Origin of the sequence: Alloalcanivorax sp. C16-2, from assembly GCF_046507615.1 — a bacterium.
Taxonomy (GTDB): domain Bacteria; phylum Pseudomonadota; class Gammaproteobacteria; order Pseudomonadales; family Alcanivoracaceae; genus Alloalcanivorax; species Alloalcanivorax marinus_A.
On the sequence record NZ_JBKFTL010000001.1, the window covers coordinates 2,035,824 to 2,062,209 of the forward strand.

Sequence of the window (26,386 nt, forward strand, 5' to 3'; positions counted from 1 at the left end):
AATGTTCGAATTCTTATACTATCCGCCGCCACGGAGGAACGAAACCATGACGCCCGCGGAACCCGTGCATTTTGATTACACCAGCTATGAAAAGACCGCGCCCGCCGTGGTGGACGCACTGCGTGCCATGGGCAAGGCGGTGGATGACTCGGGCCTGGAAAAGCCACTTACGGAATTGCTGAAGATCCGGGTCGCGCAGCTCAATGGCTGCGCTTTTTGCCTGCAACTGCACCTGAACGTCGCCCGCAAGTGTGGCCTGGCGCCCGCCAAGGTGGACCTGGTCGCCACCTGGCGCGACGTGGACCTTTTCTCACCCCGGGAGCGGGCGGCCCTGGCCTGGGCGGATGCGCTCACGATGATGGCGCGGCAAGCGATTCCGGAAGCTTGCCTTGGCGAGCTGCAAGCGCACTTCTCCAGAGAGGAAATCGCCTTCCTGACGGCGGCCATCAGCAACATCAATGCCTGGAACCGCATCGCCGGCGCCCTGCGTTTCCCGGTGCCGGCCCGGGAGAAGAGCGCATGAACCACGCCCCCAGTGATATTCGCGCGGTGGAAAGTGACGATGGCATTCGAGGTCTGTTCCCGCTGATGCGGCAGCTGCGGCCCAATCTGACCTCGGCGGATGAGTTCCTCGGCCGCTGCCGGCGCCAGGCGACCGAGGGCTATCGTCTGCTCGCGTTGTTCGAGGCCGGGCAGCCCCGCGCGCTGGCCGGGTACCGGCTCCAGGAAAACCTGATACACGGGCGTTTTCTCTACCTGGATGATCTGGTCACCGAAACGTCGGCGAGAAGCTGTGGGTACGGCGAGACCCTGATCGCCCATCTGCGGGACCGGGTGCGGGAGGCCGACTGTGCCAGGCTGGTACTGGATACCCCGCTGAGCAACGCCCTGGGCCATCGCTTCTATTTTCGCTGCGGAATGCTGGCCACCTCCCTGCGGTTCGCCGTCGAAGCCTAGCGCGGCCAGGGAACGGCACCATGGCCAGATTACTCCACATCGCGGCGAGCCCCAGTGGCCGCGACTCCCACAGTCGCGCGGCCGCCGAGCGCGCGATTCAATACTGGCGGCGGCGGTGGCCCGGTCTGTCCACGATCGGGCGGGACCTGGCGGCGTCGCCGCCGCCGCACCCCGATGCGGAATTCGTGGCCGCCAGTCTGTGCCCGGCGCCAATGCGGACCCCGGCTCAGCAGGCCCGGTTGAGGCTTTCCGAAACACTGATCGGGGAGCTTTCCTCGGCGGCCGCCATCCTGATCTCCACGCCCATGCACAATTTCAGCCTGCCGTCGCCATTGAAGGCCTGGGTCGACCATGTGGTCCGGCCCGGGCGGACCTTTCAGACCACACCGGACGGTAAGCGGGGCCTTCTCACGGACCGACCGGTGCGGGTGATCATGGCCTGTGGAGGCGTTGTCGGCCCGCCCGGCCAGCGGGACTGGGTGACGCCCTATCTGAGCGACCTGTTCGCGGTGATCGGACTGCGCGATTTTCAGGCATTCACTCTTGAACGGTGCCGGCCCGGCGACGTCGGGCCCGGGTTATCGCCACGGCAACTGGAAGCCGGCTTCCAGAGCCCGCCCTTACACCCGGCCGGGTAGCGGCGGGGCCGCCCTTGACCTGGATCAGGACCGCGCCCGCCGGATCGCGCCAGACTGCCGTTGCGAACGGGAGAACGTCATGGCTATGCATGAATGGAACCTGGGAACGCGGTCTGCTTGCCAGGAACAGGTCTTTCTCGGTTACGTGGTGTACTCACCCGGCGGCAAGCGTTACCTCCTTCATCGTCAACGGACCGTTACCGAAAAAGCGGGTGCGGACTGTTGTCACCCGGCCTGGGCCCACCGTTACCAGAGCCTCGGGGACGCGCTGCGCGATGCCATGGCCTGGCGGGAGCAGGCCGAGGTATTGATCCTGGCCGACCAGGACGGTGAGTACCGCCTGCACCGACCGTCGTCGCTCAGCCCCCGGCCCGGGTAAGATCCTGGAAACGCACGCCGGTGGCGCGCATCACCGCCGCCATGGTCCGCAATGTCGGATTACCCTTTGGAGAAAGCGCGCGATAGAGGCTTTCCCGGGACAGCCGTGCCCGCTCCGCCACCGTGGCCATGCCGCCGCGTGCCTCCACCACATGCCGCAGCGCCAGCAGGAACGCCGGCTCGCCGCCGGGTTCATCCAGTTCATCCAGTGCCGTGCGCAGGTAATCCGTCGCCATGGCGGGATTCTCCCGCAACATGGCCACCACCGCCTCTCCTTTCGACATCCGTGTGCCGATACCGTGCCATGAACCCGGATAGGGCTCTGTCAGCCTGAGCCGGACGTCGCGCCAGCCGCGTGGCGGGTTGAATCGCGCATCGTTACCTCCTCCTTGTATATGTTATAATATAACATATCCCTCACGGCCCTTTGGCAACCCGAGGGCCGTGCCCTGGCTGGCCCCTTCATCGCAAGGATTATTGTCATGATTCGCCCCAACCCCAACGGTGACCGCCCACGGGTGCATCCCGGCGCCTTCGTTGATCCCACCGCCATTCTGTGCGGGTCGGTGATCGTTCAGGAGAACGTTTTCATCGGTCCCTACGCAGTGATCCGCGCCGACGAACTGAACGACACCGGCGGCATGGAGCCGATCGTGATCGGCGCCCATTCGAACATCCAGGACGGAGTGGTGATTCACTCCAAATCCGGTGCCGCCGTCACCATCGGCGAGCGCACTTCCATCGCCCACCGGGCCATCGTCCACGGTCCTTGCCGGGTCGGAGACGGCGTCTTCATCGGCTTTAACAGTGTGCTGTTCAACTGCGTCATCGGCGAACGGGCGGTGGTGCGTCACAACGCAGTGGTCGATGGCGTTGAACTGCCGGCGGGCTTTTACGTGCCCTCCACCGAGCGCATCGGCGCGGCCACCGATCTGGAGGCTCTGGCACGGGTGTCGGTGCAGGACTCCGCCTTTTCCGAGGACGTGGCGCGCACCAACAACAGCTTGGTGGAAGGCTATAAACGCATTCAAAACGAGTTCTGAGATTCCATGACCATGCAACGGAGCAAACCGAATGATCCCTGGGCTCTGGCCGGGCGCCAGCGGGCCGATCTGTTGATCACCGCGGGCACCGTGCACACCCCCAACGGCGAGGAACGGCTGGACATTGCCTGCGCCGGCGGACGCATCGTGGCCCTCGGCGACCTCGGTGGGTGGCACGCCGATACGCGCCTGGACGCCACCGGGCTGCAGGTGCTCCCTGGGGTCATGGACACCCAGGTGCACTTCCGGGAACCGGGCCTGACCCACAAGGAGACCCTGGAAGCGGGCACCCGGGGCGCGGTGCTCGGCGGTGTCACCGCCGTCTTCGAAATGCCCAACACCGATCCGCTGACCCTGTGGCGTGACGATCTGCGGGCCAAGCTGGAGCGGGCGGAAGGCCGCGCATGGTGTGATTATGCGTTCTACCTGGGCGGCGCGGCGGTTAACGCCGATGAGCTCGCCGGGCTGGAGCAACTGCCCGGCTGCGCCGGCGTGAAGGTGTTCATGGGCAGCTCCTTTGGCGACCTGCTGGTGGACGATGACACCGCCCTGCGCCGTATCCTGGCCGGCGGTCACCGTCGCATGGCGGTGCACGCCGAGGATGAAGCACGGCTACGCGCGCGCCGGCCTCTGGTGGAGGGGAGCGGTGACGTCACCCGGCACCCCCATTGGCGGGACGTGGACAGTGCCCTGATCGCCACCCGCCGGATCGTCGCCCTGGCCGAAGACACTGGCCGGCGCCTGCACATCCTGCATGTCTCCACCGCCGAGGAAATCGCCTGGCTGGCCCGCCATAAGGAACGGGTCACCGTGGAAGTGACGCCCCATCACCTGACCCTGAGCGCGCCGGACTGCTACCGGCGGCTGGGCAGCCTGGCGCAGATGAATCCGCCGGTGCGCGAGCGTCGTCACCGGGACGCGCTTTGGCGGGCAATCCGTGACGGCGTGGTGGATGTGATCGGCAGTGACCATGCGCCGCACACCCTGGAAGAAAAGGCCCGTCCCTATCCCGATTCTCCCAGCGGCATGACCGGCGTGCAGACACTGCTGCCGATCATGCTCGACCATGTGAACCAGGGGCGCCTCACCCTGCGGCGCCTGGTTGATCTGACCAGCGCCGGCCCGGCCCGGGTGTTCGGCATCCAGGGCAAAGGGCGCATCGCGGTGGGCTACGACGCCGATTTCTCCATCGTCGACACCGCCGCCCGCCGCACCCTCGACAATAGCTGGATCGCCAGCGTCGCGGGTTGGACGCCCTACCATGGTGAAACGGTCACCGGCTGGCCGATTCATACCGTGGTGCGCGGCAACATCGTGGTCCGTGACGAAGCCCTGGCCCCGGCGGCGCCCGGCGGGCAACCGGTGACCTTTCTGGAAACGCCTTGAGACGCCTATGAGACCCCTCACCGAATCGCAGCTCCGGCGCATGGCGAAACGCTCCTACATGAACGAACGCCAGCGGGAATTCTTCCATCGCCTGTTGCTCACCCTCCGGCAGGACACCCGGCGCACTATGGATGAGTTGCAAGCCAGCCTGCGCGCCACCGTGCGCGAACCCGACGAAGCCGATCAGGCCGCCCAGGAAGAGGAGCAGCGTTTGGTGCTGCGCGCCCTCGATCGGGACAGCCAGCTGCTCGACAAGATCGATGCCGCCCTGCGCCGTCTGGCCACCGGTGAATACGGCTACTGCCGGGAAACCGGCGAGCCCATCGGTATCGAGCGGCTGCTCGCCCGGCCCACGGCGGAATATGCCATCGACGCCAAAACCCGCCGCGAAAGCGTGGAAAGGCACTATCGGGATGGCTGACTTTCAGCCTGGATAATGAGCGTACGCGCGGACGACGCCGCCATAGCGGGCGGAGGGTTTTTAGCGGGTGGAGGCGGAAGGGAAGATGGTGCCGGAAAGAGGAATCGAACCTCCGACCTACTGATTACGAATCAGTTGCTCTACCGACTGAGCTATTCCGGCACGACCGGCCCTGCTGGGCTGGCGGGCGCTAGTTTAGCAGGAAGCCATGTGGACACAAGCCCGCCGGGCGTTCAGGGCTCGCCAAGCAGGAAGCGGCAGAGCTGCTCGGAAGTGGCTTCGTCGAAGCCCTTGTCCTGGGACAGCCGCCAGTAACTGATGTAGCCGTCCAGCGCCATGACGAAGAAGTGGTAGAGGCCGTCGGTGTCCACCGCGGCGCGACGTTCCGGGGGCAGGGTGGAGAGAATCATATCGCGCAGCCGGGCGGTCATCCAGTTGATCAGCGTGGGCTGGTAATGGTCCTCCGGCGTGGCGGTGGAGAGCGCCTGCATGATGTTGTTGGCGAAGCCGTTCTGCCGTTCGGGGATTTCCTTGAACACCACCCGGAACAGGTGCCGGAGCCGTTCTCTTGGTTCCTCGATATTGAGCAGTTCCTGCTCCAACTCGAGAAACTGGCGGCGCAGCCAGGGCTCGAACACGGTGTACAGGATTTCGAATTTGGATTCGAAATAGACGTACACATTGGGCGGCGAGGTGCCGGCCGCCTTGGCGATCTGCGGCAGCGAGGTGTTGGCGTAGCCTCGGGTGGAGAAAAGGTCGAAGGCGGATCTCAGGATCGCGTCCCGTACCTGGCTTTTTTTGACCTGGGCCATGGTGTTGGTGTCGTCCCTGGCGTGGTGGTTTAGGGGAGGGCGAAACGGCGGCCATTATATAGGTCGCCGGACGGCGGGTCAGGCCGGCTTGAACGCCAGTGCTTCCACCTCGATGCGCCAGCCCGGGTGGGCCAGGGCATGGACCACCAGCAGGGTGGAGGCGGGGCGGGCATCGCCCAGGTAGCCCATCCGCACTTCATTCATGGCGGCCAGGTCCTGGTCCGGGACCACGTAGGTGGTGGTCTTCACCAGGTTGGCGGCGCTCATGCCCGCCGCTTCCAGTACCCGGGTCACGTTGGCCCAGGTAAGCGCCACCTGTTGCTGGAAATCATCCGGATGCCTGCCATCGGCGTCCACGCCCACTTGTCCCGCGATGTGCAGCCACTGGCCTGGTTCCCGGCTCAGGGCGCCCTGACTGTAGGGGCCGCTCGGGGTGGCCATGCCAGTGGGGTTGAAGGTATGCAGAGCGTTGGTCATGGGGGCTCCTGTATCGGGTCGGTCTGGTATCGAGCGCCGGTCGGCGCTCGTCGGGAGTATGGCATGTCGTCGTCTCAATACCAAATGGTGTTCGGTAATGGGGCGGTGCAGCGCTACTTTTGCATGCTGAATGTGCACTCATGCCCCCATTGGAGGCAGGGTCTTGTTGCATGGGGCGTTCTGTCTTGAGCGCTGGCGTGATCCGATCAGGAAAAACAAATTGATGTAAATCAAGGCTTTGTAATTATTTTGTTGACAGAGGGAGAGTGGGCGAAGCTGGACGGGCGGCCACTGGCACAATGATTGCTGTTAACGAATTGCATTCGGTTTTGAGAATCAAGGAGCCATGTCGTGAAGCTATATCGCTTGATCCAGGTAGTACTTCTGCTTTCCCTGCTGGGGGCGGGGAGCGCTTCGGCGCAACAGGGTGTCACCGAGGACACCATTCTGATTGGTGCCCTGGGGCCGCTGACCGGTGGCACCGCCTTTATCGGGGCGCCGGGCCGTGACGGCATGCAACTGGCGGTGGATGCCCTGAATGAACAGGGTGGCATCAATGGCCGCAAGCTGGAACTGCGCTTCGAGGCGGCGCTGACGCCGGCGGAAAGCGTGGCGGCGGCGAAGAAGCTGGTGGAGCAGGACAAGGTGTTCGTGCTGGTGCTGGCGTCCGGTTCCACCGGCGCGGCGGCGGCGGCGGATTATGTGCGCTCGGTGGGTGTGCCCACCTACAACATTTTCGGTGCCACGCCGGTGATTCGCGAGCCGTTCGCCGACAACGTCTTCCACGGTGCCATCACGGACCCGCGAACCAGCGCGGCGGCGTTGATTGAGCGTTTGACCCGTGACGGCGATCCGGAGCGCATCGGCTTGCTGGCCGGTTCCTATGCCTTTCCCCAGGCCAATCTGTCGGTGATTCGCCCGATGCTGGAGGAACGCGGCTTTGACGTCACCGTGGAGACCTTCGATCAGAACGCCAAGGATTTCACCGCGCAGTTGGTGTCGTTCCTGCGCGCGGACGTGGACGCGGTGCTGGTGCTGGGCAGCTTCGCGGAGGCCGGGTTCGCCATCAAACAGGCCGGCCAGGTGGGGCTGGGCGGTGTGCACTGGGTCGTGGACGGCTCCGCAGTGAACAACGCCATCGTGCCGATCATCGGCAACGCGGACGGCATTCTCGGTTACTACAACGCACCTTTCTATCCGGGCCAGGACGCCGAGCCCATGGAGCGCTATCTGGCGCTGTGGCGCGCCGCGTACGGCGAACCGCCCCAGGGGCGACCGAACATCTATGACCTCACCGGCTATGGCTCGGTGTATGTGCTCGCCCATGCCATCGACAAGGCCGACGACGATCTCACCTGGGAAAACCTGATCGCAAGCTGGGAGCGGGTGGAGGGGGCGTTGCCTTCGGACTTCGGCGGTTACGACGTGGTGTTTCCGGAGAGCTTCTCGGCCACCGATCACCAGGGCAACGACCATCTGGGCACGGCGGTCATCCAGGATGGCGTCTGGACCGTGCTGCCCTGATTCGCGCGTCAAACGGAGACAGCCATGACGGAGCTCGCATTGGTGTTGCTGGGCGGCCTCAACTTCGGCGCCATCTATGCCCTGGCCGCCCTCGGCATCGTACTGATCCATAAAGCCACCAAGACGGTGAATTTCGCCCACGGCGCCTTCGTGCTGATCGGGGCGTTAGGCGCCTACATCGTGCAGGTGCAGCTCAGTTGGTCGGCCTGGCTGGCGTACCTGCTGGTGCCGCCGGCGGTAGGCGCGTTGGCGGCGTTGATCGAGCTGGTGCTGCTGCGGCCGCTGCGCCGCGCGGACGCCTTCTCGGTGGTCATCGCCACCGTATTCCTGGGCATCGCGCTCTCCGAGGGGGTGCGGTTGATCTACAACGCGGAGCTGCTGACCGTGCCGTCGCCGTTCCAGGGCGCGCCTTTTCTGATCGGCCCGGTGATCCTGACCCGGGAGGTGCTGTGGACGGTGGCCGGCTCGCTGTTGATCGGCATCGGCACCACCCTGGCGTTCCGCCGTGCCCGCGTGGCCCGGGGCATGCGCGCCATGGCCGCCAACCATCGCGGCGCCCAGCTATGCGGTTACTCCGTGGATCGCACCTATGCGCTGGCCTGGTTCCTGGGCGGAGCCCTGGCCGGCGTGGCCGGGGTGTTCGCGGCGCCGGCCAAGGGCATTTCGCCGGATCTTCCCATCGCGGTGATCGCGGCCGCCTTCGTGGCGGCGGTGGTCGGTGGCTTCGACAGCCTCAAGGGGGCGGTGGCCGGCGGCTTGTTGCTGGGTGTCGTCGAGACCCTGGCGGCCGCCTATGGCGACAGCGCGTTGAAGAACGCGATCAGTTTCATGCTGCTGTTCGTGGTCATGCTTTACCGGCCCGAGGGCTTGTTCCCGGAGGTGAAAACCCGACATGTTTAGCTTTAAACGTAAATCCACCCAGCGTGGCAGCCTGGCGCTGCCCTTGACGCGCGAGCGCCGCGTCGATGCCAGGGGATTTTCCCGGTGGGCCTGGTTGGCGCCGTCCATGGTGGTGCTGGCGGTTCTGCTGGTGACGGCGCGATTGGGAAGCTACCCCCAATACGTGGCGTCGCTGGTGATCAGCGCCATGCTTACCGGCACCGGCCTGACCCTGCTGGTGGGCTACGCCCGCTGCATCTCCCTGGCCACTGGCGCGGTGCTGGCCCTGGGTGCCTACGGTTCGGTGCTGTTGATCACCGCCGCCGGTGTGCCGTTGCTTCCGGCGATGCTCGGCGGCGCCTTGCTGGCCGGCCTGGGCGGTTTCGTTCTTGGTGTGCCGGCGGTTCGGTTTCGCGGCCACAACCTGGCGATGATTACCCTGGTGTTCCAGTCCGTGGTGATTATTCTGATCCGTGAGTCCACCGGACTCACCGGTGGCGCCGGCGGGTTGACGGTGCCGGCGCCCTCCATCGCTGGCATTTCGCTGTCCGGTGATCTGGCCTATCTGGTGTTCACCGCCGTGGTGGTGGCGTTGGTGCTGGTGTTGCCCATGGCGCTGTTGCTCGGCCGTTTCGGCCGCAACCTGCGCGCTGTGTCCGGCAACGAAGTGGCGGCCCAGGCGTTTGGCATTTCCGTGCCTCATCATCTGGTGGCCGCTTTTGTGTGCAGCTCCTTGATCATCGGCTTATCCGGTGCTCTTCAGGCGCCGGTGTTCCGGGTTATCGACCCGGACACCTTCGGCATCAATACCTCCATTTCCACTCTTGCCTATCCGATTGTCGGTGGCATGGGCAGTGCCTGGGGCGGTCTGGCCGGGGGCGCGGTCATGCGGGCGCTGCCAGAGGTGCTTCGCGGGCTGGCCGATTATCTGGAGCTGTTCTTCGCTTCCCTGGTTCTGGTCACCGTGCTGTTCTTCCCCGGTGGCATCGCCGGCCAACTGTTCAGGCTTCGCCATCGGCATGGCGATCAAGTGACGCGCGAATCGGTGCCGTCGGCGGCCTCCCCGGTGGCGCGGCCGGCGGCCGGCAAGGAGCTGCCCGACACCGCCGGTATCGCCTTGTCCATCGACGGCGTGGGCAAGCAGTACGGCGCGCTCAAGGCGGTGGATGACGTCAGCTTCCAGGTCCGCGAAGGAGAGATTCGCGGCTTGATGGGCCCCAATGGCGCCGGCAAGACCACCCTGTTCAATATCGTCTCGGGCTTCGTGGAGGGGGACCGCGGCGCCATTCGCCTGCACGGCGAGACCCTGCCTTCGGGCAGCCCGGTGACGCGCATGAGTCACGGACTCACGCGCACCTTTCAGCATGTGGCGGTGTTCGGCGAAATCAGCGTTTACGACAACGTCGCCATCGGCCTGGGTGGTAACGGTATCGCGCCGGTGCTGCTCGGCAGTTTGCTTGATCCTTTCCCGGGCGGCGACGCCCGGCGCGAGCGGGCACGCATCATGGCCGCGCTCGACAGTGTCGGGCTGGCTCACCTGGCCCGCGCCAAGGCCCGTCAGCTTTCCCTGGGCGATCAGCGCCGTTTGGAAATCGCCCGCGCCATCGTGTCGCGGCCGCGCCTGCTGCTGCTCGATGAGCCGGTGTCCGGCGTCAGCGAGGAAGAGACCGGGCAACTGGGGCTGCTGTTGCGCCGCATCAATCGGGAGCAGGGCATCACCATGCTTCTGGTGGAACACAACATCGGCTTCCTGGCCGGCATGAGCGATCACATCACGGTGATGGCCGCCGGCCGGGTGGTGTGCGAGGGCGAGCCCGCTTCGGTGATCGACGATCCGGCGGTTCAGGAAGTGTATTTCGGGAAGGCAGGCGATGCTTGAAGTCAATGATCTGACGGTGAAGTACGGCGCCCTCACCGCCGTGCACGGATTATCCCTGACGGTGGGAGAAGGCGAGGCGGTGGCGTTGCTGGGCGCCAATGGCGCGGGCAAGACCACGGCGGTGGAAGCGATCGCCGGCCTGCATGATCAGCGTGATGGCGAAGTGCGTTTCCAGGGCCGGGAAATCAGCCGCTGGCGTGCCTCGCGCATCGCCCGTGCCGGCATGGCCCTGGTACCGCAATGGCGGGAGCTGTTCGGCAACTTCACGGTAATGGAAACCCTGGAGATCGGTGGCCATGCCCGCAATGGGCGGGCAGCGCCGGACTATCGGGAAATTTTTGAACTGTTCCCGCGCCTGGAAGAACGGCGCGACCAGATTGCTTCGTCGTTGTCCGGCGGCGAGCAGCAGATGCTCACCATCGCCCGCGCCCTGATGAGCGCCCCCACCATGATGATCCTGGATGAACCCTCCGCCGGCCTGGCGGTGGGCGTGGTTCAGGACGTGGTGCGGGCCATTCAGGCGGTGCGGGCCCGTGGCGTGGCTATTCTTCTGGTCGAACAGAACTTTGAAATCGCCGGAAGCCTGGCGTCGAGAGCGCTGGTGCTCTCCACCGGCCGGGTGGTCTGGCAAGGCGATATGGAGGACGTCCGGGATTCCGAGGAAGCCCGTCAGGCGTTTTTCCTTTAAACGGAGAGGTTGGCAACATGAGCAAAACATTGATTCGCTGCGGGCGGCTTTTCTCCGGCCACGGCAACCAGGCGCTTGAGAACCAGACCCTGGTGATCAGCGGTGACAGCATTGAATGGATGGGGCCCACCGGCGAGGCGCCAGCGGCGGGGCAGGGGGATCGGGTCCTGGACCATGGCGGGCATTTCGTGATGCCGGGGCTGGTGGATTGCCACACGCACATTTCCTACGGCAATGCGCAGGCCCAGGAAGACATCGATCTGCATGCCCCCATGGAGTTCCGCACCCTGCGCGCGCTGCACGCCGCCCAGGCGGTGTTGCGCGCCGGTGTCACCTCGATCTTCGACCCGGCCTGTTCCGGCTATATCTCGCCCTCGGTGCGCGAGGCGGTGGCCACCGGCATGTTCGAGGGACCGCGCATTACCTGTGCCGGGCGCTCCCTGACGTCCCAACAGGGGCTGTACGACTGGTACCCCAGCTGGATCGGCTTTCCCTCCAGCTCCACCGGAGAGCGTGCCTACACGGTGGCGGAGGCGGTGCAGGTGATTCGCGACCAGGCCAAGAACGGCGTGGATGCGATCAAGCTCACCATGGACGGCATCTCCCGCCGCGAGGGCGACGGCCTGATCGCCGCCTACACCCAGGACGAGACCCTCGCCATGGTGGAGGAGATCCACCGCCTCGGCCTCAAGGCGGTGGTGCATGCCCGTGGCCGGGAAGGGGCGCTGTACGCCGCCCGCGCCGGTGTCGACATCATTCACCATGCCTCCTGCATCGACGATGACGGCATTCAGGCGGCCTTGGATAACGGTTGTTACCTTTGTCCTTCCCTGACGTTGCTGGTCAACAACATCGAGTTCAACAGCCCCACGGACCCGTCCGCCGCCTGGTGGCCGGACATCCAGAAGCAGGAGCTGATGGATGCCTCGACCAACCTGAAGAAAGCGCGCGCCGCCGGCGTGAAGTTCATCTCCGGCTCGGAGACCGGCTTCGCCGTCACGCCCTACGGCGAGTGGAATGCCAAGGAGCTTGAGGCCCATGTGCGCTATCTGGGTTTCACCCCGGCGGAAGCCTTGCGCTGCGCCACCGTGGACAGCGCCAGGGTGCTGCGTGACGCCGATCGGCTGGGCGGCTTGGCACCGGGCAAGTGGGCGGACCTGCTCATCATCGAAGGCGATCCGCTGGCCGATATCACGGTGCTCCAGGACGCCGACCGTCTGCGCGCGGTATTCAAGGGCGGCCGTAAGGTGGACCTGACCCCGGCGGTGCCCCGTGAGCGCCGCGCGTTCGAATTTTCCATGGGCATGTGGAGCCGGCAGTACACCCGCGAAGCGGTGGCCGCGACCGGCGTCGAGCCCTTTCTTATTCCTTCCTGAAGTACAGGAGTCCGCAATGATTCAGTATCCCCTCAAGGTTCAGGGGGTGGGCACCCGCGTGCTGGATGCCGGCGACGGCGAGCGCGTGGTGGTGTTCATCCATGGTCTTTCCACCCGCGCCGATCGCTGGCGTGAAACGCTGCAACGGTTCGCCGGGCGCGGTTACCGCGCCATCGCGCTGGACCTGCCGGGCCATGGGCTGGCCGACAAGCCCGCCGACTTCGATTACACCTCGCCGGGCCTGGCCGATTACTGCCTGGCGGCGCTCGCCGAGCTGGGCGTGGAGCGCTTCGACCTGGTCGGTACTTCCCTGGGCGGGCACCTGGCCGCGCTGATGACGCTGCGCGCGCCGCGACGGGTACGCTCGCTGCATCTGGTCGGGGCGCTCGGCATCGCGCCGATCAGCGATGCCGTGGGCGAGGCGATCCGCGCCAGCGTGCGCAAGGTCAGCCCGGAAGGCATCCGCGCCAAGCTGCAGGGTGTGTTTCATGATCAGGCATTCGTCACCGAGCAACTGGTCCGCGAGGAGACCCTCGTCAACGGTGCCGATGACACCCTGGCGGCGCTGTGCCGGCTGGCCGACTACGTGGCCACCCGCCTCAACCAGGACCTGGTGGCCGAGCCGCTGCTCAAACTGCAAGACCCGCCGCCGCTTCATTTGCTGTGGACCGACCTGGACCGGGTGGTGCCGTTGGAGGTGGGCGAGCGTGCCTCGCAACTGCTTGATCAGCCGCTGCATGTGATGCGCGGCGTGGGCCACGCTCCCTATGTGGAGCGCCCGGAGGAATTCGTCACGACCATCATCGGTTTCATGGACGCGGCCTGAGGAGCGAAACATGCAAGACAGCGACTATATTTTCCGTGAGCACGATCTCGACCGCTTTCGCTGGCCGGACGCGGACTACGCGCACACCCCGTATCGGGTGTTCAAGGACAGCGCCATTTATGAGCGCGAAATGGAAAAGGTCTTCCGCGGGCCAACCTGGGGTTACCTGGCCCTGGAGGCGGAATTGCCGGAAGCCGGCAGCTTCAAAAGCGTGATGCTGGGTAACACGCCGGTGGTGGTAAGCCGTGAGGAAGACGGCTCCTTCTCCGCGTTCGTCAACCGTTGCGCCCATCGCGGCGCCACCGTGGTGCGCGAGGAGTTCGGCAAGGCCGATACCCATGCCTGCATCTATCACCAGTGGTGCTACAGCAGCGCCGGTGACCTGGTGGGCGTGCCGTACCGGCGTGGCGTGTCCGGCAAGGGCGGCTATCCGAAGGATTTCAAACCGGCTCAACACGGTCTGCGCAAGCTGCACGTGGAAAGCTACAAGGGCCTGATCTTCGGCTCGCTGCAAAACGAGCCCGGTACCTTGATGGCCTATCTCGGGCCGCACATCAAGGAGCACCTGGATCGCATTCTGGTCAAGCCGCTCAAGGTGCTGGGCTACCACCGGCAACGTATCTCCGCCAACTGGAAGCTCTATTTCGAGAACATCAAGGACCCATACCACGCCGGCCTGTTGCATATGTTCGCGGCGACCTTCGGTACCTATCGCTCCACCCAGGAAGGGTACACCCTGGTCAGTGATGGTGGTGGCCACTCCATCGTCTATTCGGTGATGGGCACCGATGATCACGATAGCGTGTCCGAGCACTACAAGGATGTGAAGGACAAGTACCAAACCGATTTCCAGCTCAACGACGGCACCCTGCTGCAATGGACGCCGGATTTCGACGACGGCATCGGCAACCTGATCATTTCCGTGTTTCCCAATCTGGTGGTGCAGCAGATTCTCAATACGCTGGCGACCCGCCAGGTCCGCCCGCTGGGGCCGGACGGCATGGAACTGGTATGGACCTTCTTCGGCTTCGAGGACGACGACGACACACTCACCGATGACCGTTTGCGCCAGCTCAATCTGGTCGGTCCGGCCGGCTACATCTCCATGGAGGACGGAGAGGCGATCCGTCTGGTGCAGCAGGCGATCCAGGGTGAAACCGATGCCACCTCCTTCATTCAAATGGGCGGCCTGGGCCCGATTGTCGACGCCGATCATGTGGTGACCGAGGTCTGCACCCGGGGGTTCTGGAAGCAGTACGCGCAAACCATGGAGTTCGCGCCCCGCGAAGAGGGCGCCCCGGTACCGGAGAAAGCCCATGACTAGTCCTATCGACGGCGATCTCTATCAGCGCGTTCAGGATCTGTATCAGAACTACGGCCACGCCATCGACGTGGATGATCTGGAGGCCTGGCCGGAGTTCTTCACAGCGGACGCCCGCTACTGCGTGATTCCCCGCGAAAACCATGACCGGGGTTTGCCGGCGGCGCTGATCGACTGCCGTGGCCGGCCCATGTTGCTGGATCGGGTGGTGGCCTTGCGCACCGCCAATATCTACAACATCCACTTCGATCGTCACCTGGTGTCGCCGGCGGTGATCACCGGACGCGACGGCGATGTTCTCGAAAGCCGCGTCAATTTCACCGTCATGCAGACCGATCAGAGCGGTGTCACCCGGCTGTTCGCCGCCGGGGTCTCCTATGATCGTATTCGGGTGGAGGAGCAGCGGCTGCGTTTCCTGGACCGGCGCCTGGTTCTGGATACCTACGGGGTACCGGAACTGCTGGCGACCCCGTTGTAAGGAGGTTCACATGTCCAAGCAATGGCATTCGGTAATGAAAGCCGGTGAACTGGAAGACGGCGAGGTGGCGGCGGCCCGGATTGGCGACATGCCGCTGGCGGTGTTTCGCCTCGGCGAGCAGGTGTTCGCGTTGCATGACCTGTGTTCCCACGGCAACGCCCGGTTGTCGGAAGGGTTCGTGGAGGACGGGTGCATCGAGTGTCCCCTGCACCAGGGGCTGTTCGACATTCGCAACGGTTGCCCGATGTCGCCGCCGGTGAAGGAGCCGGTGGCGTCGTTTCCCGCCCGTATCGAGGGCGATGACATCCAGGTGTGCCTGTGAGCGCGGATCGCGGGCCGATGGTGATCGTCGGCGCCGGCCAAGCCGGCTTGTCGGTGGCGCTGGCGCTGCGGGCCGGTGGCTACCAGGGCACGGTGATCATGATCGGCGCGGAGCCGGAGCGACCCTATGAACGGCCGGCGCTGTCCAAGGCGGCTCTGGCGGGTCCGGCGGCGGAGAGCGACGACCCGGCGCCGGCGCTGGCCGAACCGGAGGAATGGCGGGCGTTGAATCTGGATGCCCGGCTGGGCCAGCGGGTGCGGGCCATCGACCGGAACCGGCGCCTGCTGCACTGTGACGACCAGACCACGGTGGCGTACGGAACCCTGTTCCTGGCCACCGGCGGTGAGGCACGCCGCCTGCCCGGCGTGGCCGGTGACCGGGTGCATTATCTGCGCACACTGGGGGACGCGCGCGAGTTGCGGCGTGGTCTGGCGAACGCCCGGCGCCTGCTGGTGGCCGGCGGCGGCTGGATCGGGCTGGAAGTAGCGGCGGCGGCCCGGCATCAGGGGCTCGAGGTGACGGTGCTGGAAGCGGGTACGCGCCTGTGCGAACGGTCGCTGCCGGAGGACGCCGCCGATTATCTGCTTCAACACCATCAGGAGCGGGGCGTGAGGTTCCGGTTCGGCGCCGTGGCCTCGCCCCGTGCCAGTGCCAACGGCGTGTGCTGCGAAGTGGACGGTACCCGCTTGCGGGCGGACCTGATGCTGGTGGGCATCGGCCTGGTGCCCAACGATCGGCTGGCGGTGGAGGCGGGGCTGGAGGTGGACGATGGCATCGTGGTGGACGGGCAGGCGCGAACCAGCGATCCATGCATCTTCGCGGTGGGGGACGTGGCCCGTTTTCCGTCTTCGTTCGCGGGCCGCCGGTTGCGTTTGGAGTCCTGGACCCACGCGCGACTGCAGGCGGAAGCCGCCGCCGCCGCCGCGCTGGGGGGCAGCGCCGGATACCGCGATCAACCCTGGTTCTGGTCGGATCAGCATGACCTTAACGTGCAGGTGCTGGGGCTGCCGCGCGGGCGGGGTATATGCCGCGATTACGGCACGGGCCGCCGCGGCCTGTTTTACTTCCACGAGGGCGCGCTGACCGGTGCGGTAGCGTTCAACGCGGGGCGCGATATCGGGTTCGCCAGGCGCTGGCTGAACGCCGGCCGCTCGCCCCGGGCCGAGGATCTGGCGGACACTGGTCTGGCTTTGTCCGCATTGCATCGCCATCTTCGCGAGGTCGCCGATGAAGCATGAGGACTGGTGTTTCGAGGGGCACCGGGTCCGGCTTTATCACCGGGGCCGGGGGCCGACTCTGATTCTGTTGCACGGTATCGGGCCCGGCACCTCGATCCCGGCCAACTTCGGCGCCGTTATCCCTTTGTTGGCGGAACGTTTCTCCCTGGTCGGCATGGACTGGATCGGGTTCGGTGGCTCGCAGGGCAAGGCGGCGCCCCCGTATTTCGATCCAGCGCTGTGGTTGCGTCAGGCACGGGCCCTGGTGCGGCGGCTGGGGCACCCGGAGACGCGGTTATGGGGCCAGTCCATCGGCGGCGCCCTGGCGCTCGCGGTGGCGGCGGACGAACCCTCGGTGGCGGCGCTGGTGACCACCGGCAGCGGAGGGGGGCGGCATCGGCTCAACGCCGATCTGGATCGCTTCTGGACCCTGCCGGACAGCGTCGATGCGATGAGGGCCGCCATGGCCAGCGGCAATCACGATCCGGCTCTGGCCACCGAGGCGCTGGCGAGGGAACGGCTGGCGACGCTGTCGAAGGGCGGCCTGGGCCGCTATTTTCATACCATGATGGCCACCGACCGGCAGGCACTGCTGGACGCGGTGAGGGTGCCCGACGAACGTTTGCGCGCGATCAGTGCCCGGGTGCTGATGATCCACGGTCGCGAGGATAAGCCGGTCCCGGCCGGGCAGAACACGCTTTATCTACAGGCGAGGGTGAAGCACTGCGATACGCTGTTGTTGAGTGCCTGCGGCCACAATCCCTGCTGGGAGCATCCGCGCCGGGTGGCGGTGGCGGCCACCCGTCATTTGCTGGGCGAGGACGAGCAGAGCTGAATGCCGACGGTTCAGTCCGGTTCAAAGACCAGGGAGGCGGAGTTCAGGCAGTAGCGCTGGCCGGTGGGCGGCGGGCCGTCCGGGAACACATGGCCCAGGTGGCCATCGCAGCGGGCGCAACGGATCTCGGTGCGTACCATACCGTGGCTGGTGTCCTGGAGCTCGCGCACGTGTTGCGGGTCGGCGGGGCGGAAGAAGCTGGGCCAGCCGGTGCCGGATTCGAACTTGTCGTCGGAGCGGAACAGCGGTAGCTGGCACAGCTTGCAGGCGTAGGTGCCGGCCTGTTTGTTGTCCAGCAGGCCGCCGCAGAACGGCGGCTCGGTGCCCTGGTTGAGCAGGATGCGGCGCTCCTCGGCGGTGAGGTGGGCGGCGCGTTGTTGTTTTTCAGCGTCGGTGAGCGGCGTCAGATCGTGGCCGCTGGCGGACGTGGTCATGGCATGGCCTCTTAGTCTTTCAGCAGGTCCGGGAAGGCGGCGTGCAACTTCTCCAGCTTGGGTTGCGCCACATGCTGGATGTAGGGCTGGCGGGGGTTACGCCGCGCGAAGTCCTGATGGTAGTCCTCCGCCGGGAAGAATTCGTGACCGCTTTCCACGGTGGTGACGATGGGCGCGGTGAAGGCGCCGGCGTTGCCGAGCTGTTCGATGTAGGCCCGCGCCACCCGTTCCTGGTCGGCGTTGAGGGGGAAGATCGCGGAGCGGTACTGGGGGCCCCGGTCGTTGCCCTGGCGATCCTTCTGAGTGGGATCGTGGGCGATGGCGAAGAACAGCTTGAGCAATTCTCCGAAGCGCACCTTGCGCGGATCGTAGCGCACCTCGACGGCTTCGGCGTGGCCGGTGTTGCCACCGCAGACCGCTTCGTAATGGGCGCTGTCGGCGCTGCCGCCAATGTAGCCGGAGACCACGCTTTCCACCCCGTTCAGGGCGGTATACACCGCCTCCACGCACCAGAAGCAGCCACCGGCCAGGATGGCGCGGCCGGGGTCCCGATCCGCGGGCAGGTCCTCGACGGGGTCGGGGAACCGGTCCGGATGCACGGCCAGTGACGTGCCAGGAATGACGGCGCTCATGACAATCTCCTTGTTGCTGATCCTTGTTGCTGATCCGACGATGGTGAAGCTACTCCCGGGCAGATGGGGGCGGCCGGCGCCGGAGTCAATGGTCCCCGGCGACGAGCGCCCCGGGGGCCGGATCAGAGCACGCCGTGCTGGCGCAGGGCGTCGCGCAGGGCGCGGCACTGGCTCTGGGCGATGGCGGCCTGGTCGTTGGCTTCGTGGGTGCGCGCTTCACCGTACCACAGGGACTTGCCGGCGCCGTCGGTGAGATAGGCGGGGAAACGCTGCTCGGTGTCGGCGGGGCGCTCCCGGTCGATGCGTTCGCCGTCCAGGCCCAGGCGCCAGGTGGGTTGCACCTCGGTGTCCTGGCCGAGCGGGTTGAGGTCCCGGCCGGCGGGCAGGTTGGGGGCGGACATCATCAGCCGGGTCAGGTCCACCAGCAGAACGCGGTCCACGCCGTGCTGGCCGGCCCAGCGGGTCAGGGCGTCACGGTCGCGCCACAGAGGGGTTTCCTGATGGGCCAGGTGGACGGTGAGACCGGCGCGGGCGAACACCGGCCGGCAGGTCAGTTCCCAGGTTTCGCGAACCTCGCCCTCCGGGCTCTGGGCGGCCAGCAGGATCGCCTCGCCGGTGGCCGGCGGCGTATCGGTGACGGTGCGCGTGGTGATTTGGGTGGTGCTGGCACAGCCGGTCAGCACGAGCGTGAGCAACAGGGCCCTCATGGCACTACCTCCTGTATTCGAAGGCGTAGTGTAGCAGGGCCCGCCGGTGGAAAAACCGACCCGTGTCAGGGAAATACCGGTGAGGTGAGCGACGGCGCCCGCTCGCTGGCCTGTATTTCCAGTTCCAGGCTGCCCGGTGGCGCCGGCGGTGGCCGGTACCAACGCACTTCATAGAGCGCGCCCTGATCGTCCTGCTTGATCAGCCGCAGTGCCAGATCGCCGCCCTGATCATCGGCGACCAGGGTTCGGTCGCCGCTGTCGCGCACACTGAGCAGCGGGGCGCTCGGCTCCAGCGCGCCGGGCGGCTCCCCCTGGAACCGCCAGGACCAGTAGGCTTCCTTCTCGCCTTCGCCGGCATGGAAACGGGCGCTCTGGCGCCAGCGCCGGGCCCAGGTGCCGTCGCCGTCCGCCTCGGGCCAGTAGCGGTGTCGAAGCAGGCTGAAGTGGGCGGCGGCGGGCACGTCGTCCACCTCGCCGAGCCGCCACAGGTCGCCGGCCAGGGCGGCGCTTTGCTCGGCCAGGAAATCGACGGTATGGGGGCCATACAGGGTGTGCCCACCCTCGTAATACTGGACGTCATATTCTTCCGGGGTCACCGCGTAGCCCAGGAAGCCGTTGGCCAGGCTGGAGATTTCCACCCGCCAGTCGTGGCCGGCGGGCAGGGTGTCGAGGACCGCGCCGCGAATGCGGTTGCCGCTTTCCAGGGTGACTTCCCAGGGCAGCGGCACCATCACCAGGTCGTTCACCCGAATCACCTGAAACAACGCCCGGTGGGGGAAGGCCTGCGGCGACAGCAGCAGCTGCGCCTTGGACAGCATCCATTGTTTGACGCCCTGGCAGCCATCGGTGAACCAGCGCCTTGGCCAGCCCTCCTGGAGATAGGGCAGGTAGGACACCGGGAACACCTCATCGCCGTTGGCGGCGCCGGCGGTGGCGGCGCCCACCACGGCCCGTTCGCACAGGCCGTGGCGCTCGCTGGCGGGCAGATCCAGCAGGTCCAGTTGGCGGCTGGCGGTGGCGGTCACCAGCCGTGGCGCCAGCGTACCCTCCAGGGATTGGAACAGGTCCGCCGCCTGGGTGCCCAGGGCGGTACCAATGCGCCGTGCTTCCCGGTCACCCCGGTGATCCGGGTGCCAGGCCGGATTGTTGTCGGCGTGGGTGGCCTGTGCAGCGCCATGCACGAATGGCCAGGGCAACGATCGCCCGATGGTTTCGCCGGGGCCGCGCGCCAGCCAGTGCCAGACGTCGGCGTGGTAGGGGCCGGTGAAGGCGGGGATGGCGGTGCCGTGGATGGAGAACAGCGTCAGGGCGCCGGCCGGGTAGTAACGGCCGTCGTCGGCCTGCAGGTCGAGGCGCAGCATGGTCATGCGCGGGTTCACCGCGCGCTTGGCCAGGTTGCCGTCAATGCGGTCCTCGGCGATGCCGTGGTTGCGCGCCCAGGCCTGGGGCGAGCGGTTGCGGGTCAGACCCCAGACGTCCCGTTCACCCACCGCCAACCGTGCCGGGCGCCGCGCCCGGTAGGCCTCGGTGACCGCCGTGCTGATGCGCGTGGCGAGAAAGTCGAACAGCGCCGGGTCAAAACCGGGCCGGTTGCCGCCAAACACATTATAGAAGTCGCTGCCCAGGTACTGGCCGGGGCCGGAGTGCGTGTGCGTGACCAGCAGGCTCAGGCCATGGGCGGGCACGTCGGTGGTGGCGGCGATGCGCTCGGCCACCGCGTAATGCAGTGGCAGGGAACCGGCGCCCAGGTCCAGTTGCACCAGAGCCAGGGGCGTGCCGCCCGGCCCGTGCAGATAAAAGGCGCGCGCCTTGAGTCGGGTACGGAAACCGTCGCCATCGGCGGCCCAGGCGGAGTAGCCGAACTTGGGCAGGCCAATGGCCGGGGTAATGTCCACCTCCGCCACGCCGGCCATGGGTTGGGTCAGGGGTTCCGGCGGGCGCGGTCGGGGGACCTGGAAGTCGAGGGCGGCTCGGGGATAGGTCAGAAACGGCCAGGCGGTATGCAGCAGGGCGCCGCCGATGATCACCAGCAGCACCAGCGCCGCCCACAACCCATGGCGCCGGAATCGTCGTCGGGAGGGCATGAAGTCCGGGGTCCTTTTATTTTTGTACGGTCGTACTATTTTTCTCACATGAAACCTTAAATCACGGGCTGGCGCCAGGGCCGAATACAGAGGGGATACAAAACGATACCGCTTGTACAAGTTGTGCAAAAGCGTGGAGAAGTTCTCAACACTATTCCTACCCGACGTCACCGGAAGCCTGTTTTTTTCCGGCCCCCCGGCTATTCCAATGATTGCACTGTAATCCGTTGATACCCGAGGGGGGTACAGATGAACGCAAGCCTGAAAGTTTCTTCGCTTGTAATGGCCGTCGGGCTGGTGATCCAGCCGGCTCTGGCGGACGAGAAGTACGAGGAAACCCTCAACACCCGCCAGTACGTTGGTGGTTTCGGTTCCTACCTGGATCTGGACGACGAGCGCGGCTTCGATGACAGCGGCGCTGGCTACAGCGTGTTCTACGGTCGCCAGTTGTCCGATCGCTGGTGGTGGGAAACCGAAGGCGGTTTCTATGAGATGGACCCGAACCTGCCCAACACCCAGGACTTCTATCAATACCACCTTACCACCGGCCTTGCCTACGCCTTTGGCGACCGCACCGGTTTCACCCCGTACTTCGTGGTGGCCGCAGGCATCATCGATCAGGAAGTGCTGCCCGATGAGGACGAGGAGAACAGCTTCACCGCCAACGCCGGTCTCGGCGCGGTGACCGGCCCGATCTTCAACAATGGCCTGAAGCTGCGCGGCGAGGCCCGCTACGTCTACGACGACTTCGACGGCTCCGGCGCCGCGCGCGGCAACGGCGGGTTCGGCGACGTGCGCCTGTCACTGGGTGTGGAGATTCCGCTCGGTTACACCAAGGTGATCACCAAGGAGAAAGTGGTGGTCGAGACCCGCGAAGTGCAGGCCCCGCCCAAGCCGATGATCGATTCCGACGGCGACGGCGTGCCGGACGATCGCGACCAGTGCCCGAACACCCTGGAAGGTGGTCAGGTGGACGCCAAGGGCTGCCTGATCGCCAATCAGACGGTGACCCTGAGCAACATCAACTTCGAGTTCGATTCCGCCCGTCTCGCCCGTTCCTCGGAATCGACCCTGGACCGCATCGCGGAATCCCTGAAATCACAGACCGATTTCCGCGTGGAAGTGGCCGGCCATACCGACAGCGTCGGCAACGCCGACTACAACGAAGAACTTTCCCGTCAACGCGCCGAGTCCGTGCGCCAGTACCTGCTGGACCGTGGCGTCGCCGCCGATCGCGTGACCGCGCGCGGCTACGGCGAGCTGGACCCCATTGCCAGCAACGAAACCGAGTCCGGTCGGGCCATGAACCGGCGCGTTGAGTTCCGGGTTACCGAGAAGTGAGGAGAACGACGATGATGAGTATGAAGAACGTAATGATGCTGGTCCTGCTCGCCGTTCTCGGCGCCGGGATCTACGGCTGCGAAGCGAGTAGCAGCGACGGCGGCGGTGGCGATCCCACCCCCAACGAGCCCAACCCGAACACGCCGGACGACCAGGACAACGACGGCATTCCGGACGACGAGGACAATTGCCCGGCGTTCGCCAATAACGACCAGGCGGACCAGGACAACGACGGCATCGGCGACGCCTGCGACGAAGACATCGATGACGATGGCGTCGACAACGACGATGACAACTGTCCGCGCGTGTCCAACCCGGACCAGACCGATACCGACGGTGACGGCATCGGCGATGCCTGCGACAACAACACCGACCAGGACGGTGACGGCATCGAGGACAACAAGGACAACTGTCCGATGGTGGCCAACCCGGACCAGTCCGACATCGATAACGACGGCGTGGGCGATGTCTGCGACAACGACCGCGACGGCGACGGCGTGCAGAACGTCAACGATAACTGCCCCTACGTGGCCAATGCCGACCAGCTCGACACCGACCAGGATGGCGTGGGCGATGCCTGCGAATCCGACACCGACGGCGACGGCGTACCGGACGAGGACGATAACTGCCTGTTCATCCCCAACCCGGATCAGGCCGACCTGGACGGCGACAACGTGGGCGACATCTGCGACAACGACGACGACGGCGATGGCACCAACGACCAGGACGATCAGTGCCCGACCGAAGCGGGCCCGCCGGAAAACGACGGCTGCCCGGTGGATGACGACACCGACACCGATGGCGACGGCGTGCCGGACGACCTGGATAACTGCCCGAACACCGCCAACGCCGACCAGGCGGACGCGGACGGTGACGGCGTCGGCGACGTGTGCGACACCGACGGCTTCACCTGCAACGCCGGCACCACCTACCAGCCGCTGCTGAGCCCGGACTACGAAGCCAGTGGTAACTCCCTGGCGGTGTCCATCGCCACCGTGGAGAACCCGGAGAACATGCTCGACGGTATCGATGCCAGCTACGCCGAGATCAACGTTTCCCTGGCTCTGCTTTACGGCGGCGCCGAAATCCGCGCCTCCGCGGTGGATCAGTCCAACGACTTCACCGGTATCAACCGCATTGGCTTCGTGATCTCCGATCCGGCCTCGGCGCTGCTCAACCTGAGTCTGCTGGGTGATTTCCTGACCGTGCGCTTCTTCAACGACGGCGAGGAAGTGGACAGCGCCGTGGTAGGCGGCCAGGGCCTGGATCTGGAGCTGCTGGGCCTGGGTATCAACAGCGATCAACGCTTCCTGGTCACCGAGGTCGATACCAACGACCTGACCTTCGACGAAGTGCAACTCGACTACGCCGGCTTCCTGAACGCCAACGACACCCTGCGTATTCACCGTGTCTGCACGGGGAACATCGCACCCTGATACAACAACGATTAGGCAATCCCTCAAGGGGCGCTTCGGCGCCCCTTTTTTTTGCTTCCGAGCCGCGCTGTCGGCCACCGTTTTTCATGGGGGTTCGCCGTCGGTCAGTCTTTTCGGTTAGATTGAGAGGCAGGAGGGATCGACGTTATGACACGACACCGAGTGCTGGCGGCTCTGCTGGCTGGCCTGACGTTGCTGCTGGGGGCCTGTGGGCCGCAATCCAAGGACTACATCGAGACCGGTGACCTGGACGCTCTGCGCGAACGGGGCGAGTTGCGCCTGGTGGCGCCACGCTTTGATGAGGAGCAGGCCCTGGTGCGCGAGGGCGTGCCGCTGCAGGAGTTCCGCGAGCAGGCGGAGGCGGCGGCCCTATCCCTGGGCCTGGAGCCGCGCTGGGTGTACGCCGATGGTACCGGCGGCCTGGACGACATGATCAACGACGGTCGCGCGGACATGATCGTCAGCAATTATTCGGTCACCGACGATCGCCGCGAGCGGGTGGCGTTCTGTACGCCGGTGGCGGTGATCGACGAGTATCTGGTGGTGGCCAAGGACCGTGAGGGGGGCAGCCTGGCGGAGCTGGGCGAGATCACCGTGGCGGTGCCGGAAGACACCGCCTACGCGGAAACCGCCGCTGAACTGGCGGAGCGCCACGACAACCTGACCGTGGAAACGCTGCCCCCGGGCACCTCTGATTCCGGTCTGCTGGATGCGGTGGCGGCGGGCAGCTATGACGCCGCCATTGTCGACGGCAACATGCTCGACAGCCTGCTGATGGACTACGACGGCCTGCGCAAGGGCCCGGTGGTCACCGAGCGCCGCCGTATCGCCTGGGCGGTGCGACCGGACAACACCGCGCTGCGCGCGGCGATCAACGAATTCATCGTCAGCCATCATGTGAGCGCCTCGGTGCGGGCCCGGGCCCAACGGGACTGGGCGGCGATCAAGAAGGAAGGCGTGCTGCGGGTGATCACCTCCAACAATCCGGCCAGCTATTTCCTCTGGCGGGGGGAGTTGATGGGGTTTGATTACGACCTCACGCGCCACTTCGCCAAGCAGCACGGACTGCGCGTGCGCATGGTGGTGCGCGACAGCGCCTCGGCCATGTTCCAGGCCCTGCAGGACGGGGCCGGCGACGTCATCGCCGCTTCCATGACCGACACCGAGGAACGCCGGCGGGCCGGCTGGCGGTTCAGTAAGCGCTACCTCGAGGTGCACGAGCAGATTATCGGTCGCGCCGACGAGGAGCCGTTTGAATCGGTTCAGGCGCTGGCCGGGCGCACCGTGGCGGTGGCGCCGGACAGCGCCTTCGTGGATAGCCTGGAGGCATTGCGTGAGCAGGGCATCGCCGTGGAAACTCGTCTGGTGCCGGACGCCACCTCGGAGATGCTGATCCAGCAGGTGGCCGATGGTGACGCCGACCTGACCCTGGTGGACAGCCATCTGGCGGCGCTGGAAAGCACCTACCGTGACGACATCCAGCCGCTGTGGACCCTGGAAGGCAGCCGTGATATCGCCTGGGGCCTGCGCGAGAATCAGCCAGGCCTCAAGAAGCAGCTTGATGCCTACATTACCCGCAACTACAAGGGGCTGTTCTACAACGTCACCTTCAACCGCTATTTCAAGGAAACCAAGACCATCCGCATTCACGAGCAATACCGGGTGGAGGCGGGCAAGGAAATCTCTCCCTACGACGACCTGGCCAAGGAATACGCGCTTGAATACGGCTTCGACTGGCGGCTGGTGATCTCGCAGATGTACCAGGAAAGTCAGTTCGACCCGGATGCGCGCTCGTTCGCTGGCGCCCGGGGGTTGATGCAGGTGATGCCGCGCACCGGCCGCCAGTTCGGTTTCACCGATCTGCATGATCCGGAGCAGGGCATCGCCGCCGGGCTGGCCTACCTGGAATGGCTCGAGGACCGTTTCCCGCAGCGCCTGGAGCTGGCGCAGAAGCTCTATTTCGGGCTCGCCGCCTACAACGCCGGCGCCGGTCACGTGGAAGATGCCCGGGTACTGGCCCAGCGGTTGGGCAAGGACCCGGATCAGTGGTTTGGCAACGTGGAAACCGCCATGTTGCTGTTGTCGCGGCCGCAATACGCGCGCCAGGCACGCTTCGGATACGTGCGTGGTTCCGAGCCGGTGAAGTACGTGCGCGAAATCCGTAACCGCTACCTGGGTTACGTGGATTTCACCGAGGAGAACAACATCTCCGCCGAGCCGGATTAAAGTCCGGCGCAATCGCGGCTGAAGCCGCTCCTACGGGGCTTTAGAATGCGGTAGGAGCGGCTTCAGCCG

General features: G+C 65.7%; 28 protein-coding genes and 1 tRNA gene. 21 read left to right on the forward strand and 8 right to left on the reverse strand.

The genetic code is table 11. The features are described from left to right. The first annotated feature begins 46 nt into the window (after nt 1–46). From ACLD02_RS09370 to ACLD02_RS09385, 4 genes are all read left to right on the forward strand, one after another. Entirely contained in the window at nt 47–523 is a 477-nt protein-coding gene (locus tag ACLD02_RS09370) for a carboxymuconolactone decarboxylase family protein (RefSeq protein WP_410298544.1), read from the forward strand. Further along, nucleotides 520–957, forward strand: a complete 438-nt coding sequence (locus tag ACLD02_RS09375) for a GNAT family N-acetyltransferase (RefSeq protein ID WP_410298545.1) — start codon at nt 520–522, stop codon at nt 955–957. Before ACLD02_RS09370 ends, ACLD02_RS09375 begins: the two co-directional genes overlap by 4 nt. Before the next feature lie 20 nt (nt 958–977). Beyond that, nucleotides 978–1,595, forward strand: coding sequence for an FMN-dependent NADH-azoreductase (locus tag ACLD02_RS09380; protein WP_410298546.1), 618 nt, complete (start codon nt 978–980; stop codon nt 1,593–1,595). 79 nt (nt 1,596–1,674) lie between these two features. Beyond that, nucleotides 1,675–1,974, forward strand: coding sequence for a hypothetical protein (locus ACLD02_RS09385; protein WP_410298547.1), 300 nt, complete (start codon nt 1,675–1,677; stop codon nt 1,972–1,974). Here the strand turns inward: ACLD02_RS09385 and ACLD02_RS09390 are convergent. Next, complete coding sequence (locus ACLD02_RS09390) at nt 1,955–2,257, reverse strand: addiction module antidote protein (protein ID WP_203101077.1); 303 nt, start codon at nt 2,255–2,257, stop codon at nt 1,955–1,957. The two genes, ACLD02_RS09385 and ACLD02_RS09390, sit on opposite strands and share 20 nt — an antisense overlap. Before the next feature lie 198 nt (nt 2,258–2,455). Between ACLD02_RS09390 and ACLD02_RS09395 the strand changes: the two genes are divergently transcribed. The 3 genes from ACLD02_RS09395 to dksA are packed head-to-tail and all read left to right on the forward strand — an operon-like array spanning nt 2,456 to nt 4,823. Beyond that, nucleotides 2,456–3,016 carry a carbonate dehydratase gene (locus ACLD02_RS09395; protein WP_203101079.1) on the forward strand — a complete coding sequence of 187 codons (561 nt, stop codon included), beginning with the start codon at nt 2,456–2,458 and terminating at the stop codon, nt 3,014–3,016. A 6-nt stretch (nt 3,017–3,022) separates the two neighbouring features. Then, nucleotides 3,023–4,402: a dihydroorotase gene (locus ACLD02_RS09400; protein WP_410298548.1), complete on the forward strand. Its 1,380-nt coding sequence runs from the start codon at nt 3,023–3,025 to the stop codon at nt 4,400–4,402. A gap of 7 nt (nt 4,403–4,409) precedes the next feature. Beyond that, nucleotides 4,410–4,823: an RNA polymerase-binding protein DksA gene (dksA, locus tag ACLD02_RS09405; RefSeq protein ID WP_203101083.1), complete on the forward strand. Its 414-nt coding sequence runs from the start codon at nt 4,410–4,412 to the stop codon at nt 4,821–4,823. A gap of 86 nt (nt 4,824–4,909) precedes the next feature. Here the strand turns inward: dksA and ACLD02_RS09410 are convergent. The 3 genes from ACLD02_RS09410 to ACLD02_RS09420 form a co-directional block, all read right to left on the reverse strand. Next, a tRNA-Thr gene (locus ACLD02_RS09410) sits at nt 4,910–4,985 on the reverse strand. Nucleotides 4,986–5,056: 71 nt separating this feature from the next. Further along, nucleotides 5,057–5,635 (reverse strand): TetR/AcrR family transcriptional regulator, encoded by a 579-nt coding sequence (locus tag ACLD02_RS09415; RefSeq protein WP_203101085.1) that lies wholly within the window; start codon nt 5,633–5,635, stop codon nt 5,057–5,059. Between the two features lie 78 nt (nt 5,636–5,713). Next, the gene (locus ACLD02_RS09420; RefSeq protein WP_203101087.1) at nt 5,714–6,112 is read right to left on the reverse strand and encodes a RidA family protein; all 399 of its coding nucleotides are present in this window, start codon (nt 6,110–6,112) and stop codon (nt 5,714–5,716) included. Nucleotides 6,113–6,463: 351 nt separating this feature from the next. On the opposite strand from ACLD02_RS09420, the gene ACLD02_RS09425 reads away from it, so the two are divergent. Genes ACLD02_RS09425 through ACLD02_RS09475 form a run of 11 tightly spaced genes read left to right on the forward strand, consistent with a single transcriptional unit; the run spans nt 6,464 to nt 17,457 of the window. After that, nucleotides 6,464–7,636 carry an ABC transporter substrate-binding protein gene (locus tag ACLD02_RS09425; protein WP_203101089.1) on the forward strand — a complete coding sequence of 391 codons (1,173 nt, stop codon included), beginning with the start codon at nt 6,464–6,466 and terminating at the stop codon, nt 7,634–7,636. Between the two features lie 24 nt (nt 7,637–7,660). Beyond that, entirely contained in the window at nt 7,661–8,536 is an 876-nt protein-coding gene (locus ACLD02_RS09430) for a branched-chain amino acid ABC transporter permease (protein ID WP_203101091.1), read from the forward strand. Next, nucleotides 8,529–10,394, forward strand: coding sequence for an ATP-binding cassette domain-containing protein (locus ACLD02_RS09435; protein WP_410298549.1), 1,866 nt, complete (start codon nt 8,529–8,531; stop codon nt 10,392–10,394). Before ACLD02_RS09430 ends, ACLD02_RS09435 begins: the two co-directional genes overlap by 8 nt. After that, nucleotides 10,387–11,082 (forward strand): ABC transporter ATP-binding protein, encoded by a 696-nt coding sequence (locus ACLD02_RS09440; protein ID WP_203101096.1) that lies wholly within the window; start codon nt 10,387–10,389, stop codon nt 11,080–11,082. Before ACLD02_RS09435 ends, ACLD02_RS09440 begins: the two co-directional genes overlap by 8 nt. A 17-nt stretch (nt 11,083–11,099) precedes the next feature. After that, nucleotides 11,100–12,458, forward strand: coding sequence for a metal-dependent hydrolase family protein (locus tag ACLD02_RS09445; RefSeq protein WP_203101098.1), 1,359 nt, complete (start codon nt 11,100–11,102; stop codon nt 12,456–12,458). A 16-nt stretch (nt 12,459–12,474) separates the two neighbouring features. Further along, a complete protein-coding gene (locus tag ACLD02_RS09450) occupies nt 12,475–13,284 on the forward strand; it encodes an alpha/beta fold hydrolase (protein WP_410298550.1) in 810 nt (269 codons plus the stop codon). Between the two features lie 10 nt (nt 13,285–13,294). Continuing rightward, on the forward strand, nt 13,295–14,608 hold the full coding sequence (locus ACLD02_RS09455; RefSeq protein ID WP_203101107.1) for an SRPBCC family protein: 1,314 nt from the start codon (nt 13,295–13,297) through the stop codon (nt 14,606–14,608). Beyond that, entirely contained in the window at nt 14,601–15,083 is a 483-nt protein-coding gene (locus tag ACLD02_RS09460) for an aromatic-ring-hydroxylating dioxygenase subunit beta (RefSeq protein ID WP_203101109.1), read from the forward strand. Before ACLD02_RS09455 ends, ACLD02_RS09460 begins: the two co-directional genes overlap by 8 nt. Nucleotides 15,084–15,093: 10 nt before the next feature. Next, nucleotides 15,094–15,405 carry a non-heme iron oxygenase ferredoxin subunit gene (locus ACLD02_RS09465; protein WP_203101111.1) on the forward strand — a complete coding sequence of 104 codons (312 nt, stop codon included), beginning with the start codon at nt 15,094–15,096 and terminating at the stop codon, nt 15,403–15,405. Further along, nucleotides 15,402–16,643 (forward strand): NAD(P)/FAD-dependent oxidoreductase, encoded by a 1,242-nt coding sequence (locus tag ACLD02_RS09470; protein WP_410298551.1) that lies wholly within the window; start codon nt 15,402–15,404, stop codon nt 16,641–16,643. The genes ACLD02_RS09465 and ACLD02_RS09470 overlap by 4 nt, the downstream gene beginning before the upstream one ends. Next, a complete protein-coding gene (locus tag ACLD02_RS09475; protein WP_410298552.1) occupies nt 16,633–17,457 on the forward strand; it encodes an alpha/beta fold hydrolase in 825 nt (274 codons plus the stop codon). Before ACLD02_RS09470 ends, ACLD02_RS09475 begins: the two co-directional genes overlap by 11 nt. An 11-nt stretch (nt 17,458–17,468) precedes the next feature. Here ACLD02_RS09475 and msrB read toward each other — a convergent pair whose 3' ends face one another. From msrB to ACLD02_RS09495, 4 genes are all read right to left on the reverse strand, one after another. Continuing rightward, nucleotides 17,469–17,891, reverse strand: a complete 423-nt coding sequence (msrB, locus tag ACLD02_RS09480; protein ID WP_203101119.1) for a peptide-methionine (R)-S-oxide reductase MsrB — start codon at nt 17,889–17,891, stop codon at nt 17,469–17,471. Nucleotides 17,892–17,902: 11 nt separating this feature from the next. Continuing rightward, nucleotides 17,903–18,523 (reverse strand): peptide-methionine (S)-S-oxide reductase MsrA, encoded by a 621-nt coding sequence (gene msrA, locus ACLD02_RS09485; protein WP_203101120.1) that lies wholly within the window; start codon nt 18,521–18,523, stop codon nt 17,903–17,905. Between the two features lie 122 nt (nt 18,524–18,645). After that, complete coding sequence (locus ACLD02_RS09490; RefSeq protein WP_203101121.1) at nt 18,646–19,230, reverse strand: hypothetical protein; 585 nt, start codon at nt 19,228–19,230, stop codon at nt 18,646–18,648. Nucleotides 19,231–19,295: 65 nt separating this feature from the next. Then, complete coding sequence (locus ACLD02_RS09495) at nt 19,296–21,314, reverse strand: neutral/alkaline non-lysosomal ceramidase N-terminal domain-containing protein (RefSeq protein ID WP_203101124.1); 2,019 nt, start codon at nt 21,312–21,314, stop codon at nt 19,296–19,298. 249 nt (nt 21,315–21,563) lie between these two features. On the opposite strand from ACLD02_RS09495, the gene ACLD02_RS09500 reads away from it, so the two are divergent. From ACLD02_RS09500 to ACLD02_RS09510, 3 genes are all read left to right on the forward strand, one after another. Beyond that, the gene (locus tag ACLD02_RS09500) at nt 21,564–22,655 is read left to right on the forward strand and encodes an OmpA family protein (protein ID WP_238400821.1); all 1,092 of its coding nucleotides are present in this window, start codon (nt 21,564–21,566) and stop codon (nt 22,653–22,655) included. Between the two features lie 14 nt (nt 22,656–22,669). Continuing rightward, the gene (locus ACLD02_RS09505) at nt 22,670–24,091 is read left to right on the forward strand and encodes a thrombospondin type 3 repeat-containing protein (protein WP_410298553.1); all 1,422 of its coding nucleotides are present in this window, start codon (nt 22,670–22,672) and stop codon (nt 24,089–24,091) included. A gap of 147 nt (nt 24,092–24,238) precedes the next feature. Next, entirely contained in the window at nt 24,239–26,317 is a 2,079-nt protein-coding gene (locus tag ACLD02_RS09510; RefSeq protein ID WP_410298554.1) for a transporter substrate-binding domain-containing protein, read from the forward strand. Nucleotides 26,318–26,386: the final 69 nt, after the last annotated feature.

Excerpts from the sequence above, each read along its gene's own strand:
- ACLD02_RS09395 (WP_203101079.1), top strand. The coding sequence starts at position 2,456 with ATGATTCGCCCCAACCCCAACGGTGACCGCCCACGGGTGCATCCCGGC.
- ACLD02_RS09385 (WP_410298547.1), top strand. The coding sequence starts at position 1,675 with ATGGCTATGCATGAATGGAACCTGGGAACGCGGTCTGCTTGCCAGGAA.
- ACLD02_RS09400 (WP_410298548.1), top strand. The coding sequence starts at position 3,023 with ATGACCATGCAACGGAGCAAACCGAATGATCCCTGGGCTCTGGCCGGG.
- ACLD02_RS09390 (WP_203101077.1), bottom strand. The coding sequence starts at position 2,257 with ATGTCGAAAGGAGAGGCGGTGGTGGCCATGTTGCGGGAGAATCCCGCC.
- ACLD02_RS09430 (WP_203101091.1), top strand. The coding sequence starts at position 7,661 with ATGACGGAGCTCGCATTGGTGTTGCTGGGCGGCCTCAACTTCGGCGCC.
- ACLD02_RS09380 (WP_410298546.1), top strand. The coding sequence starts at position 978 with ATGGCCAGATTACTCCACATCGCGGCGAGCCCCAGTGGCCGCGACTCC.
- ACLD02_RS09465 (WP_203101111.1), top strand. The coding sequence starts at position 15,094 with ATGTCCAAGCAATGGCATTCGGTAATGAAAGCCGGTGAACTGGAAGAC.
- ACLD02_RS09505 (WP_410298553.1), top strand. The coding sequence starts at position 22,670 with ATGAGTATGAAGAACGTAATGATGCTGGTCCTGCTCGCCGTTCTCGGC.
- ACLD02_RS09500 (WP_238400821.1), top strand. The coding sequence starts at position 21,564 with ATGAACGCAAGCCTGAAAGTTTCTTCGCTTGTAATGGCCGTCGGGCTG.
- dksA (WP_203101083.1), top strand. The coding sequence starts at position 4,410 with ATGAGACCCCTCACCGAATCGCAGCTCCGGCGCATGGCGAAACGCTCC.
- ACLD02_RS09510 (WP_410298554.1), top strand. The coding sequence starts at position 24,239 with ATGACACGACACCGAGTGCTGGCGGCTCTGCTGGCTGGCCTGACGTTG.
- ACLD02_RS09490 (WP_203101121.1), bottom strand. The coding sequence starts at position 19,230 with ATGAGGGCCCTGTTGCTCACGCTCGTGCTGACCGGCTGTGCCAGCACC.
- ACLD02_RS09455 (WP_203101107.1), top strand. The coding sequence starts at position 13,295 with ATGCAAGACAGCGACTATATTTTCCGTGAGCACGATCTCGACCGCTTT.
- ACLD02_RS09440 (WP_203101096.1), top strand. The coding sequence starts at position 10,387 with ATGCTTGAAGTCAATGATCTGACGGTGAAGTACGGCGCCCTCACCGCC.
- msrA (WP_203101120.1), bottom strand. The coding sequence starts at position 18,523 with ATGAGCGCCGTCATTCCTGGCACGTCACTGGCCGTGCATCCGGACCGG.
- ACLD02_RS09435 (WP_410298549.1), top strand. The coding sequence starts at position 8,529 with ATGTTTAGCTTTAAACGTAAATCCACCCAGCGTGGCAGCCTGGCGCTG.
- ACLD02_RS09415 (WP_203101085.1), bottom strand. The coding sequence starts at position 5,635 with ATGGCCCAGGTCAAAAAAAGCCAGGTACGGGACGCGATCCTGAGATCC.
- ACLD02_RS09445 (WP_203101098.1), top strand. The coding sequence starts at position 11,100 with ATGAGCAAAACATTGATTCGCTGCGGGCGGCTTTTCTCCGGCCACGGC.
- ACLD02_RS09450 (WP_410298550.1), top strand. The coding sequence starts at position 12,475 with ATGATTCAGTATCCCCTCAAGGTTCAGGGGGTGGGCACCCGCGTGCTG.
- ACLD02_RS09475 (WP_410298552.1), top strand. The coding sequence starts at position 16,633 with ATGAAGCATGAGGACTGGTGTTTCGAGGGGCACCGGGTCCGGCTTTAT.
- ACLD02_RS09375 (WP_410298545.1), top strand. The coding sequence starts at position 520 with ATGAACCACGCCCCCAGTGATATTCGCGCGGTGGAAAGTGACGATGGC.
- ACLD02_RS09460 (WP_203101109.1), top strand. The coding sequence starts at position 14,601 with ATGACTAGTCCTATCGACGGCGATCTCTATCAGCGCGTTCAGGATCTG.
- msrB (WP_203101119.1), bottom strand. The coding sequence starts at position 17,891 with ATGACCACGTCCGCCAGCGGCCACGATCTGACGCCGCTCACCGACGCT.
- ACLD02_RS09495 (WP_203101124.1), bottom strand. The coding sequence starts at position 21,314 with ATGCCCTCCCGACGACGATTCCGGCGCCATGGGTTGTGGGCGGCGCTG.
- ACLD02_RS09370 (WP_410298544.1), top strand. The coding sequence starts at position 47 with ATGACGCCCGCGGAACCCGTGCATTTTGATTACACCAGCTATGAAAAG.
- ACLD02_RS09420 (WP_203101087.1), bottom strand. The coding sequence starts at position 6,112 with ATGACCAACGCTCTGCATACCTTCAACCCCACTGGCATGGCCACCCCG.